Origin of the sequence: Variovorax sp. 38R, assembly GCF_014843395.1 — a bacterium.
Classification (GTDB): domain Bacteria; phylum Pseudomonadota; class Gammaproteobacteria; order Burkholderiales; family Burkholderiaceae_C; genus Variovorax; species Variovorax paradoxus_H.
This window is the reverse complement of the sequence record NZ_CP062121.1, coordinates 996,050-1,008,496: the sequence shown is the minus strand read 5'-3', so window position 1 is coordinate 1,008,496 and position 12,447 is coordinate 996,050. Positions and strand designations below refer to the sequence as shown.

Annotated in this window: 9 protein-coding genes; 4 read left to right on the top strand and 5 right to left on the bottom strand. The window is 61.6% G+C overall.

Annotation, left to right across the window (positions count from 1 at the left end; all coding sequences use genetic code 11):
- Positions 1-7 precede the first annotated feature (7 nt).
- Positions 8-625 carry a ubiquinol-cytochrome c reductase iron-sulfur subunit gene (gene petA / locus IG196_RS04490; protein ID WP_099795338.1) on the bottom strand — a complete coding sequence of 206 codons (618 nt, stop codon included), beginning with the start codon at positions 623-625 and terminating at the stop codon, positions 8-10.
- A 160-nt stretch (positions 626-785) separates the two neighbouring features.
- Complete coding sequence (locus IG196_RS04485) at positions 786-1,547, bottom strand: response regulator transcription factor (RefSeq protein ID WP_225616926.1); 762 nt, start codon at positions 1,545-1,547, stop codon at positions 786-788.
- Positions 1,548-2,465: 918 nt separating this feature from the next.
- On the opposite strand from IG196_RS04485, the gene IG196_RS04480 reads away from it, so the two are divergent.
- Positions 2,466-3,083, top strand: a complete 618-nt coding sequence (locus tag IG196_RS04480; RefSeq protein ID WP_192195188.1) for a YjbF family lipoprotein — start codon at positions 2,466-2,468, stop codon at positions 3,081-3,083.
- Positions 3,080-6,130: a YjbH domain-containing protein gene (locus IG196_RS04475; RefSeq protein ID WP_192196920.1), complete on the top strand. Its 3,051-nt coding sequence runs from the start codon at positions 3,080-3,082 to the stop codon at positions 6,128-6,130. The genes IG196_RS04480 and IG196_RS04475 overlap by 4 nt, the downstream gene beginning before the upstream one ends.
- 108 nt (positions 6,131-6,238) lie before the next feature.
- On the opposite strand, the gene IG196_RS04470 is transcribed toward IG196_RS04475, so the two are convergent.
- On the bottom strand, positions 6,239-8,242 hold the full coding sequence (locus IG196_RS04470; protein ID WP_192195187.1) for a polysaccharide biosynthesis protein: 2,004 nt from the start codon (positions 8,240-8,242) through the stop codon (positions 6,239-6,241).
- Positions 8,243-8,696: 454 nt separating this feature from the next.
- Between IG196_RS04470 and IG196_RS04465 the strand changes: the two genes are divergently transcribed.
- Together IG196_RS04465 and IG196_RS04460 are read left to right on the top strand one after the other, a co-directional pair.
- Positions 8,697-9,131, top strand: a complete 435-nt coding sequence (locus IG196_RS04465; protein ID WP_192195186.1) for a low molecular weight protein-tyrosine-phosphatase — start codon at positions 8,697-8,699, stop codon at positions 9,129-9,131.
- Complete coding sequence (locus IG196_RS04460; protein ID WP_192195185.1) at positions 9,128-11,389, top strand: polysaccharide biosynthesis tyrosine autokinase; 2,262 nt, start codon at positions 9,128-9,130, stop codon at positions 11,387-11,389. The genes IG196_RS04465 and IG196_RS04460 overlap by 4 nt, the downstream gene beginning before the upstream one ends.
- Positions 11,390-11,458: 69 nt before the next feature.
- Here IG196_RS04460 and IG196_RS04455 read toward each other — a convergent pair whose 3' ends face one another.
- Complete coding sequence (locus IG196_RS04455; RefSeq protein ID WP_225616924.1) at positions 11,459-11,818, bottom strand: VanZ family protein; 360 nt, start codon at positions 11,816-11,818, stop codon at positions 11,459-11,461.
- 42 nt (positions 11,819-11,860) lie between these two features.
- Complete coding sequence (locus tag IG196_RS04450; RefSeq protein ID WP_225616923.1) at positions 11,861-12,439, bottom strand: acetyltransferase; 579 nt, start codon at positions 12,437-12,439, stop codon at positions 11,861-11,863.
- Positions 12,440-12,447 lie beyond the last annotated feature (8 nt).

Below are 12,447 nucleotides of genomic sequence, written 5' to 3'. Positions count from 1 at the left end.
GTCTCCCTCAGGCCTTCTTGCTGTCGTCGCCGATGAGCAGGCGCGTGTCCGACAGGTACATGTGCGGAGGCACAGGAAGGTTGTCAGGAGCGGGCTTGTTCTTGAAGACGCGACCGGCGAGGTCGAACGTGGAACCGTGGCAAGGGCAGAGGAAGCCGCCTTCCCAGTCGTTCGGCAACGAAGGTTGCGGGCCGGCCTGCAGGCGGTCGACCGGCGAGCAGCCGAGGTGGGTGCAGATACCGACCACGACCAGCACATCGGGCTTGATCGAACGCTGGCCGTTCTGTGCGTACTTGGGCGTGAATTCGTCGGGGTGACGCTTGGATAGCGGATCGGCGAGCTGGCCATCGAGCTTGGCGAGTTCGGCGATCTGTTCGGGGGTGCGCTTGAGAATCCAGACCGGCTTGCCGCGCCATTCGACAGTGATTTTTTCGCCGACCTTGAGGGCCGAGATGTCCACTTCGACCGCGGCGCCCGCGGCTTTTGCCTTTTCGGACGGCTGGAATGTGCTCACAAAAGGGATTGCGGTGGCCACGCCGCCCGCTACGCCGGCACAGCTGGATGCGATCAACCACGTCCGCTTGCTTGTGTCGATCCGGGGCGAGCCGGAGGTCATGTCACTCATGGGGATCCTCTAAGTCTTCTTCGCTGGAGCAGGGGCTGACCTTTGCCACAGCAAGGTCAACCCGAGATTGTAGCGGGGCGCAAAAGGGTTTTTCAATGATTGCCGCGCGTCCGCACGGTGCCGCAGCGCGTGCGCGACAGCAGGCAGCGACTCGCAGCGCTCAGCTCAGCAACCCGTATTGGGTCGCCTGCCGAACGGCCTGGGTCCGCGATTTGACGGCCAGTTTGCGGTAGATCCGCTTGGCGTGGAACTCGACCGTGTTGATCGAGAGACAGATCGCTTCGGCAATCTGCCGGTTGCTCCAGCCTTGCGCAATCAGCCGCAGCACATTGAGCTCCCGAGGTGACAGCAGCCCGGGAGCAGGCATCGGGGGCGAGACCGTGTCGCCGTCGCGCAGCGCGGACTCGACACCCTCCGGTTTCGCCGACGCCGCAATCAAGCCGAGGACGCGACGTGCGACACGCGCATCGATCGGCGAACCGCCACGCTCGATCGAGCGCAGCAAGAAAGAGAGCTCTGCATCGTCGGTGCTCGTCAGCAGATAGCCGGAGGCCCCTGACGAGATCGCGGCCTGGACCAGCAGACCGTCGTCGCTCATCGACATGGCGATGGCGTCGATCTGCGGGTAGGCGCGGCGCAGATGCGACAGAAGCGCGACGCCGCCGTTGTCAGTCAGGTGCATGTCGACCAGCACCAGGTCGTAGGGCAACGCGGCCAGCAGATGGATCGCTTCCGCGTGCGTGGAGGCGACCACGACGCGGCGCCCCGGGGCCAGGTCGCACAGGAGGCGTCGCATGCGGTCGGCCAGGACCAGATCACCTTCGACGATCAAGGCCCCGAAGAAGGCACAGCCCGAGGCGGCGTATCGCCCAATGGGTGCTGGCGCCGAATGCGCGCTGCTGACGGACTGGTGATTCATCATGAGCAGGCGCCTCCACGCGCGCCCTCTGCCGCGCGCACCCGCACACCCTCCGCCACCGCACCCTCAGACAATCGAATCACGCATATCCCCTTGTTGTGCCCCGCGGCATACCTTGAATGTCAACTTTCGTTTCGGGACACTGCAGGAACGGTGCCTGCGGATCGGCTATTCGAGCAATCCCAACGAGGTTTAGGCCAGCGTGTTGATTTCATTGAAGAAATGCAACCGCAACGAATGGAACTTTCGCGATAAAGCCATGCCCCCGTCGTCGCCGTTACGGTTGTCTTGGCCAGAACGTTACGTAGCATTGAGATACACATGTGCCCGTCACATTCACCAGCAAAAATCGAGGCAATATGCAGTTACAAGGATGCCGTGGCAAACGCCCCATCCCCAAGGCCAAATTAGTTGCGGCACACTTCTGATGCTGCTAACCTCGACTCAAGAGCATAAAAAACCCTTTGAGAGGATCACTGTGAAGATGAACAAACTGGTTGCTACCGTCGCCCTTGCTACCCTGGCAATCTCGTCGGCTTTCGCCCAAACGCAGGTTACCCCTGCGCCCGCAAGCAACAACACTCGCGCATTTGCACCGGGCCCCGCTGGCGCTCCGACCGCAACTGCTGCTGGCCTTGGCGGCCTGACCCCCGCTCAATGGGGCGCTGTTGGAGGCACCGGTGCTCTGATGCTGGCCCTCGGTAGCAGCAACAACGGCAACGGTGGCGGCGGCTTCTTCGTCCCTGGCACCGGTACCACCGGCACGGGTACCACCGGCACGCGTTAATGCTGCTTGCCCTCCCGAAAGGAGGGCATTCGCTGAAAAGTCCGCGCGTTGCTTCCGCCACGCGACTCTTAGAACGTTGCCTTTTGGCAACGTTTTGCTTGGGCGTTGGCGGTTGCTCCTCCGGAACCTCAGCCATGCTGGATTCAGCTCGCCTGCTCTATCGCGGTGAGTCTGCAGCAGCCCAGCCCGATTTCAATCCCAGCTATCGATACCTGAGAACCGGCGTCAATGGGCGCATCGTTTTCATGGTGCTCGGCTACATCGACCAGCGCGCCGAAGGGCCCGTCGAGGTTTGGTACAGCGGCTCGGGTGAGGTCGTTCGACTCCTGAATGGCCAGTTGGTCGGCACGACTGGCTTGTCCATTGACTGGCGCGACGTTCGACTCTCCAATCCGCCTGCTTGGCAAGCTCATGCTGCCAATTCAACGCAGACCTACGTTCGAGAGCGCGACCTGATGCCCGGCTATCGCTTCGGCATTCGCGACGACATCGCGCGTACATCAATCGCTCCTCCCATCGACAGCGCCCTTGCTGGCGCGTCCGCCAACTCTTTGCGTTGGTACGAAGAACGCAGTGCATCTCGCCCTGCAGCAGCCTCCGTCCCACCCGCCCGCTTCGGCGTTTCGTTTGCTTCTGGCGCCCCCCAGGTCGTGTATTCGGAGCAATGTATTTCCCGCGACCTCTGCATGAGCTTCGAACAGTGGACACCCCCCGCACCAGCAGCCGGCACCGCGGCGCGCGCTGGTACATGAGCCCCCTCTTTCTGCAAGCCATCAGCCCCCCGCATTGGCCCCGTCGAACGGCCCTTGCCTGCGCGCTGATGGCGAGTCTTGGCGCACTGGCAGAGCCGCCGCAGAACACGGCCACTGTTGAACCCGCAAATGATGCCAAGGTGCGGCCTGGCGAACGGCTGAGCACCTGGCTGCTGCGCCAACCAGGGGACACAGCAGCACCCGGGCTGGCGTGGCGCGTGCCGCAGGAGCGGCTGGCCCAGCAGTTCCTGAAGAACACCCTGCTCGTGCGCCTCGAAGCGGCCAGCAGGCGCGCACCGCGCTCCGAGCAACTCGATCGACTGAAGCTCATCACGTGGCTGCAGAACCTCCCGATCACCGGTCGCGTCGCGCTGGGCATCGTGGACCCTCGCTGGCTGCAAGCGCACCCGGATCAAGATCCCGTGCTGTCGACCGGACAGCAGCTCGTTGCGCCCCCCTCGCAATTGAAAACCATCGCGGTCGTACGGCCCGATGGAGAACTCTGCCATGTGGCGCACGAAGCCGGCCGAACCGTTTGGGACTACGTCCTAGCCTGCGCGCCCAACACCGCCCACGATTGGGCATGGGTTGCGCAGCCCGACGGCCGGACGTCGCGGGTGGGCATCGCCCCCTGGAACGGCCACCCTTCCGACGAACCGGCGCCTGGCGCATGGATCTGGGCCGCGCCGCGCGGCATGACCGAACTGGTCGACGCGTCGGAAGGCATCATCAAGTTCTTGGCGACCCAAGGCCCCTCGCCCCAGACGGCAACGCTGCGCGCAACCACCGCAGCGCTTGGGCCAGCCAAGCCGGTCATCGCGAACAGTACGCCCGCCCTGCCGTCAGTGCCACCGGAAAGCATCATCTCCGTGCGCTCCGACACTTCGGCCCCGCAGTACAAAGCACCGCGCACAAGCAGCAACGACTGGGGCGAAACAGGTCTGCTCCAAACGCCCACGGCACGCATGGGCGAGGCCGGCGATTTCCGCACATCGATCAGCCACGTATCGCCCTATACGCGACTGAACGTGATGTTCCAGCCGCTGGACTGGCTGGAGGCGGGCTTTCGCTACACCTCGGTCAGCAACCGCACCTATTTCGCCAATACCCCAGGCCAGAGCTACAAGGACAAGAGCATCGACGTGAAGGTGCGGCTGCTGCGCGAATCGGCCTATGTGCCGGAAGTGGCGCTGGGCTTTCGCGACCTCGGCGGCACCGGCCTCTTCTCCTCCGAGTACCTTGTCGCTAACAAACGTTACGGCGATCTCGACTTCAGCCTCGGCATCGGCTGGGGGTACATGGGCAGCAGCGGGAACATCCGAAATCCTTTGCTCGCACTGAGCAACCGCTTCAGAACCCGCTCCGCCAGTTCGTCGACGGGTGGCGAAGCAAACTTCAACTCCTTCTTCCGGGGCCCGGCCGCGCTCTTCGGTGGCGTCGAATGGCGCACCCCCTGGGATCCCCTGACCGTCAAGCTCGAGTACGAGGGCAACAACTACAAGAACGAGCCCCAGCAGAACAACCAGGTTCAGCGCTCGCCTTTCAACGTCGGACTGGAATATCGCTATTCACCCGGCGTCGCCTTCACCGCCGGCCTGGAACGCGGCAACAAAGTGATGGTGGGCCTGACCCTGTCCACCAACATGGCCAACATGCGAGCCAGCAAGCCCGCAGACCCGCCTCCGCCCCGCTTCACCCCGGAAGCGCCAGTCAATCCGCCCGGCTGGGCTACCACCGCTGCAGAGATCCAGGCACGCACCGAATGGACCGTGCAACGCATTGCACCGCAAGGCGACAGCGCACACGTGTGGATCACCGAAAGCCACACGGTGTATCGCGAGGCGCGCGTGCAGCAGGTCATTGCCGTCATGCATCGCGATGCCCCGGCCTCGATCAAGCACTTCATCCTTCACTACAACGAGCGTGGACTGGCACTGCACACGCAGGTTGTCGATCGCAGCGAGTGGGTGACGGCGCACTACCAGGCGCAGACGCCAGCAGAACTGCGCGCCACGGACCAGCGTGACTACGCCCCGCCGCGCGGCCGGACCGAAGATGGGCTCTACGTACCTACATCGCCGCAGCGCACGCCCGCCGATCCGACAGCCACCGCATCGCCCGGCGAGACGCCGGCCATGGCGCCATGGGAGCGGCGCACGGAAAAACTCACCTTCGGCCTGACCCCGAGCTTCTCGCAGATCCTCGGCGGCCCCGATGCCTTCCTGCTCTATCAACTGGGCGTCTCGGCCACGGCGGAGTACCGCTTCACACCCAGCACGTGGGTGAATGCCGCGGTGAACTGGCGCTTGATCGACAACTTCGACAAGTTCACCTACACAGCCCCCAGCAACCTTCCCCGCGTGCGAACCTACCAGCGCGAGTACGCAACGACCAAGCGGTTGACCATGCCGGTGTTTCAGCTGACCCATGTGGGCCGGCTGAACGAAGACCAGTACTACAGCGTCTACGGTGGCGCTCTCGAGTCGATGTTTGCCGGCGTGGGCGCAGAGTGGCTCTACCGTCCGTGGCGCAGCAAATTCGCATTCGGCATCGACGTCAACCACGTGCGGCAGCGAGACTTCGCGCAAGACCTCGGTCTGCGCGACTACAAGGTCAACACCGGCCACGCCACGCTCTATTGGGACACGGGCTGGAACGGCGTGCAGGCCAGAATCAGCGCCGGCCAATACCTTGCGGGCGATCGAGGCGTGACCCTCGACATCAGCCGCCGCTTCGACAACGGAGTGACGATCGGCGCCTGGGCCACCAAGACCAATGTGTCGGCCGCACAGTTCGGCGAAGGCAGCTTCGACAAGGGCATCTATGTGTCCATCCCCTTCGATGCACTGCTGCCGCGCTCGAGCAAGTTCACAGCGAATTTTGCCTGGGCTCCGCTGATACGCGACGGTGGCGCCAAACTGGGGCGAATCAACCCGCTCTTCGAGATGACGTCGATACGGGATCCGAAGGCTTTCAGCTTCTCTTCACCCGACGACAAGGCGCCGAAGGCGGGGGACAACATCCTCGACTTCAAGCGGGCGCAGTAGACGACGCCGGCTGAAAACAAAAGAGCCCCGATCCGGGGCTCTTGGTCTCAGCATCACCCCGGGTGAGTCGGGGCGAAAAAAGAACGACGCGGTTCTATCGAATCAGAATCAGATTGCCACGGCAATTGGATTCGGCGCGGACGGCTGGTCGGCCTCGCCCCCTTGCGCAGCGCCGGCGGCCGCTGCCAGCGGCACAGCCCGGTCACGCACGCGGTGACGCTCCATGTGCACCCAATCCACAACCTCCGCATGAGGCCGATAGCCGGGCAGCATCTGCGTCAGCGTCCGCTTCAGCATCGGCACATCGCTGCTTTCGAGCGCCGCATTCAGCGTCTCGAACTGGCGCCAGAGTTCATTCCAAGGCAGGCAGGGATCGTGGGCCTTCATGACACGAGGGTGCGCCGTAGGCATCGCGCTGTCACCAATCAGGAGCTCTTCGTAGAGCTTCTCTCCAGGTCGTAACCCGGTCACCTGCAACTCAATATCGCCGTCCGGCGAATGCTCGTCGCGAACTGTGCGCCCCGAAAGCTCTACCAGCCGGCGAGCGAGGTCAATGATCCTCACGGGCTCACCCATGTCGAGCACGAAGACATCGCCGCCCTGAGCCATTGCACCCGCCTGGATCACCAGTTGAGCAGCTTCGGGAATGGTCATGAAATAGCGCGTGATGTCCGCATGCGTGAGCGTGATCGGGCCACCCGCCTCGATCTGCTTGCGAAACAACGGCACCACCGAGCCACTGGAGCCGAGCACATTGCCGAAGCGGACCATCGAGAAGCAGGTGTCCGAGCTCTGCTGCGCCAGCCCCTGCAACGCCATTTCGGCGACCCGCTTGCTGGCCCCCATGATGTTCGTCGGCCGCACGGCCTTGTCGGTGCTGATGAGGACAAAGTTGGGGACCTTGCACTCCATGGCGATCCGCGCCGTTGTGAGCGTACCTATCGCGTTGTTTCGCACACCCTCTGCCGGGTTGTGCTCGACGAGCGGCACATGCTTGTATGCCGCCGCGTGATAGACCGTGTCAGGACGCCAGGCGCGCATCACTTCGCGCAGCCGCGCCGCATCGCATACCGAAGCGAGCAGCGGGACGACACGTACGCTCGGCGCCAACTGCTCCAGCTCCTGGTGGATGCCATAGAGCGCGTACTCGCTCAATTCCACGAGCAGCAGCGTGGAAGGCGACAGCTGAACAATCTGCCGGCACAACTCACTGCCGATGGAGCCACCAGCGCCAGTGACTAGCACCACTTGGCCGCGGACGTGCTTGTGGAGCAGGTCTGCCACCGGCTCGACCGGATCACGCCCCAGCAAATCCTCGATGTCAACCTCGACCAGATCATTGACCTGGACCTTGCCGTTGGCCAGATCGAGCAACCCCGGAAGCATGCGCACATGCAGATGCAATGGCAACAACTGGTTCAGAATTTCAACGCGGCGTCCGCGACTGGCCGAGGGCATCGCCAAGAGCACGTCTGTGATGCCCCAACTGGCAGCGTTGTCGCTGAGCCAATCGGAGGACTGAATGCGCAGACCGTTGATCGTGTTGCCTTGGAGATGCGAGTCATCGTCAACGAAAGCCCGGACGACCATGTCCCGACTTTGGGCCAACGCTGCGGCCAGCTGCAAACCCGCGCTACCGGCACCGTAGATCACAACCTGAGGCAATTGCTTACGTTGCAGAGCGCTCATGTAGAGACCGCCCAACCAATAGCGCGCAAACATGCGCGAGCCGGCGATGGCCAAGAACAAGAGCAACGGCACCAGCAAACCGACCGTGCGCGGCACTCCTCGCACACCGACAACCGAGAAGATCAACGCATAGCCGAGGCCAAACAATACGCACGCGCGCACGATGGCCATGACTGCAGCCGTGCCTGCATAGCGAAAGATGGCTCGGTAGAGCCCAAACACCACAAAGAGGGGAAGCGCAAGGGCTACAGCGACCGCGATGGCTGACCACTGCACACCACGCGGCGTCACCCATTGCTCGAAACGAAAGCTGAATGCCAACCAGACACACAGGACGCAGAGCATTGCATCGACCCCCAGAGCCAGCATGCGCTTCAAGGGGCGCGGCAAAGCAAGCAAGGGCGTAGCCAAACGATTGATCACACAGAAAACTCCTGCGGCGTTTGGAGTGCGCCGCGCTGCAACAATTGTCCGTGAAGGGTACCCACCCCTCCCCCCCAATTCAGGGTATTCGCGACACTCATAATGTCATTTTTTGTATCTTTTGCATCGACATGACTTTGGTCATAGAGCCGCTGATCAGCCCCCTCAAGCAGCTGTCCCTTTGGCAGCCACGACCGATCTGAGGCCAGAAAGCCTGCGGCTTGACCAACGCCACGAGGGAGTGAGCGCCGATGCCCTGACTACAATGTCAAGGGCGTGCCTCCCCATCCTTCGTCTCTCTTTATTTAGATAGCGCGATTCAATCGCTCAACGAAGGACAAATGGCTAGGACATTTCTGAATGACATGTGCTTCATGCCGGACATGAAGCATGCGGCACGCAATACGTTGAGTCTGACAACAGAGGCACAAGCCTTCGCAGGGAGCCAAGTCTCATGAAATCTGTTCTGGTGGTATGCATTGGCAACATCTGCCGTAGCCCGATGGGTGAAGCATTGATCGCTGCAGCATTGCCGCAGGTTCAAGTCACGTCAGCGGGGACCGGAGCCCTGGTCGGGCACCCGGCAGATCCGATTGCACGCAAACTCATGGCCGAACGTGGCATCGACATCGAGGCCCACCGGGCACGCCAACTTACAGGGCAGATGTGCCAACAGGCAGACCTCATTCTTGCGATGGACGAAGCCCAGCGGATTCACATCGGGCAGCGCCATCCGTTAACCCGGGGCAAGCTGTTTCGCTTGGGCGAAGTCGCACGCGTTGACATTCCCGATCCCTATCGCATGGGCCGTCCGGCCTTCGAGTACGCCCTGCAACTCATCGCTGACGGCGCCCAAGCCTGGGCCGAACGCATTCGCAAACTCTCATGACTTCTTCTGCTTCCACTTCGGCTCCTTCCGCAGCACTCGCGCGCGACGATGACAACGATTCAATTCATCTGTCCGAGTACTTCGATATCTTGCTCGACCGAAAGTGGCTGGTGGCAGGCGTTACCGCCGTCGCCCTCGTCATCGGTACGGCCTATGCGCTCCTGGCTACGCCGATCTATCAATCCAACCTTTTGATTCAGGTCGAAGACTCCGCTCCAGACGCCAAGAACTTTCTTGGTGACACCGCAAACCTCTTCGATGTGAAGACACCAGCTACGGGTGAAATCCAGATCATCCGCTCGAGGCTAGTCATTGGAGGCGCCATCGAGGCAAAGCAGCTGTATATCGATGCGCAGCCACGCTACCTGCCGCTCATAGGCGAATGGTTTTCAAGGCGTGCCAAGGAACTGTCGAGTCCAGGCTTTCTTGGCATCGGGGGCTACGTTTCTGGCACCGAAACGGTCAACATTGCCAAGTTCGACGTGCCTTCCACGTTCGAAGACCAGAAGCCCTTCACGATCACCGCGCTGGCCGGTGATCAATACACGCTGAGCCATCCCGATCTTGCCGAACCATTGACCGGCACTGTCGGCAAGGTGCTCAACCAGCAGATTCCCGAAGGAACCATCGCCTTGGTGGTATCGCGACTCGACGGCAAACCCGGCGCCGAATTCTTGGTCTCGCGCGCATCGTTGCTCACCACCATCGAAGATCTTCAAAAGCGTCTCCAATTGGGAGAACAGGGCAAGCAGTCGAACGTGATCAGTGTTTCGCTCGAAGACAGCGACCGTGACCGCCTGCGGAGCACGCTCAACGAAATCGGCGCTCAATACGTTCGCCAGAACGTTGAGCGTAAAGCCGCCGAGGCCGAAAAAACCATTGAATTTCTTGACCGGCAGCTTCCGGAATTCAAGCAACAACTCGAAGACTCTGAAGACGCGTACGCACGCTTTCGCAACCAGAACGGCACCGTCGCTTTCGATGAAGAGGCCAAGGCTGCTCTGACCATGTCGGTACAGCTGCAGACCAAGCTGCTGGAATCTCAACAACTGCGACGCGAACTGCTTTCGCGCTTCACGGAGAGCAATCCAAAGGTCCGAATGATCGACGGCCAGATCGCGGCCATTCGCCATGAGATTGAGGGCCTCGAGACCCGTGTCAGTGCCATGCCGGCTGTTCAACGTGACGCCTTGCGGCTCGAGCGCGATGTGCGTGTCAATGGTGAGCTCTACAAGTCGCTGCTCAATAGTTCACTGCAACTGCGCCTTGTGAAGGAAGGCAAGATCGGCAACGTGCGACTGCTCGATACCGCTGTCGAACCGAAGAAGGCCGTCAAACCGCAGAAATCACTGGTTGTCGCGCTTTCTCTAGTGCTCGGATTGCTGGCGGGTGTGGCATTCGCCATTGTCCGAAGCAAGCTTTCGAGCGGCATCCAGAACCCTCAAGAAATCGAGGAGCGTCTCGGCCTCAACGTCTATTCCGTTGTGCCACTGGCGCTCGAGCAGGAAACGCTTCTGGAGCATATTGCAGGCGGCGCGAAGGGTGTGCAATTGCTGGCCGTGACGTCCCCCGAGAGCCTTGCCATCGAGAGCCTGCGTAATCTACGTGTTTCCCTGCAGCTGACTTTGATGGAGACCGGGAACAACCGTGTGCTCATCACGGGCGCTACGCCTGGCGTGGGCAAGAGCTTCGTCTCCGGCAATTTCGCCGTCATCATGGCGCAAGCCGGTAAGCGTGTTCTGTTGATCGATGCCGACCTACGCAAAGGCCATCTTCAAAAAGCCTTCGGGTTGCCACGTAAGGGCGGCTTGGCGGACGTACTGTCAGGCGAGATGACGCCCGAGCAAGCGATTCATGCTCAAGTCGTCCCGAACCTGGACGTCCTGACCACGGGCGCCTACCCGTTCAATCCCGCCAACATGATGCTGTCGTCAGCGCTTGGCGAGTTGCTGGACGCCTTCTCGGAACGCTACGACCTGGTGGTGATCGATAGCCCGCCGGTGCTGGTAGCCGCTGATGCCGCTGCAGTTGCTGCGCATGCAGGTGCTGTGCTGCTGGTCGCTCGCGACAACCTGACCCAGTTGGGCGAATTGAACGAGAGCGTCAAGCGCCTTGCGCATGCTGGCCAGCAAGTCAACGGCGTGGTCTTCAATGGCATGGACCTCTCGCGCAGGCACTATGGCAGCTATGGCTACAAGTACGGTGGCTATCGCTACACCGAATACAAGTACAAAGAAGCTGGGGTAGCCTCGGAATAATTAGCGGGACGCGGCAAGGGAGCCGCTCTCCATCGGGGCTCTTCAGGGAGCTTCCGCAAGGCAGGAGAATCAGCGACCGATTTGTCGCTGAGCCAGCCACCACGTCAGCCGCGCGAAAATTTCCCCAACAAGCAGCCCGAGACCATCTGCCCAAAGGTCGCTCCATTCAGCGTATCGATCAGGCGTGAAAGACTGCAATGTCTCGATGAGTGCACCGTAGGCCAGCAAGCTAGGCAGCCACAGCCATAAGCGCCCCGGCCACGCCTTGTGTGCCAAGAAGGCCAATGTTGCAAAAGCGAGGACATGATTGCTCTTGTCCCAGCCGGTGCTGGGCATGGGGGTCGAGGGAGGCGCGAGCGACAGCACAAGAATCGCGCAAACGCAGGCCCAGAAAGCCCAGACCGATAGCAAAGCGATCTTCGACTTCACCTGCCTACGCTCTTCTGGGCACGGACAGCATGGGGCACCACTTCAAGCCTCGACCACTTCGCCCGCTCGCAGCACACGCCCAGCGGGAACCTTGACGCCATAAGCGAGCGCTGAGCCCACGGGCATCCATGCTGAACGCCCGAGCACACTGCCCCCGGCCATGCCAGCATGAACACCGAGATGGCCGAATGACTCCACCACACAGTCATGATCGACAACGGCGCCACAGTTGACGATCACGCCCTCGCCCAGCTGAGCCCCGGTTCCGACGATAGCGCCGGCCATGATTGCACTGCCCTCCCCGATGGTGGCTGTGGGCGACACCATGGCTGCCGGATGAACAACCATCGCCAGCGTCAATCCCTGCGCCTTTACTTGCTGGTGCAGGGCTTCACGCAATGCGTTATTGCCGATCGCCACGATCACCGTATCGATTCGGCCGCGACAGTCGGCCAGCATTGCCGTTGTGCCCCAGACCGGGCAGCCCCATAAATGATGCTGCTCTGGCTTGGCCGCATCATCCAGAAATGCCGTCAATGCATAGTCCTGCCCGAGCAATGCGGCCTCGGCAACGGAACGTCCATGACCGCCCGCCCCAATGATCAGCAAGCGCTTTTTCAACTGCTCTC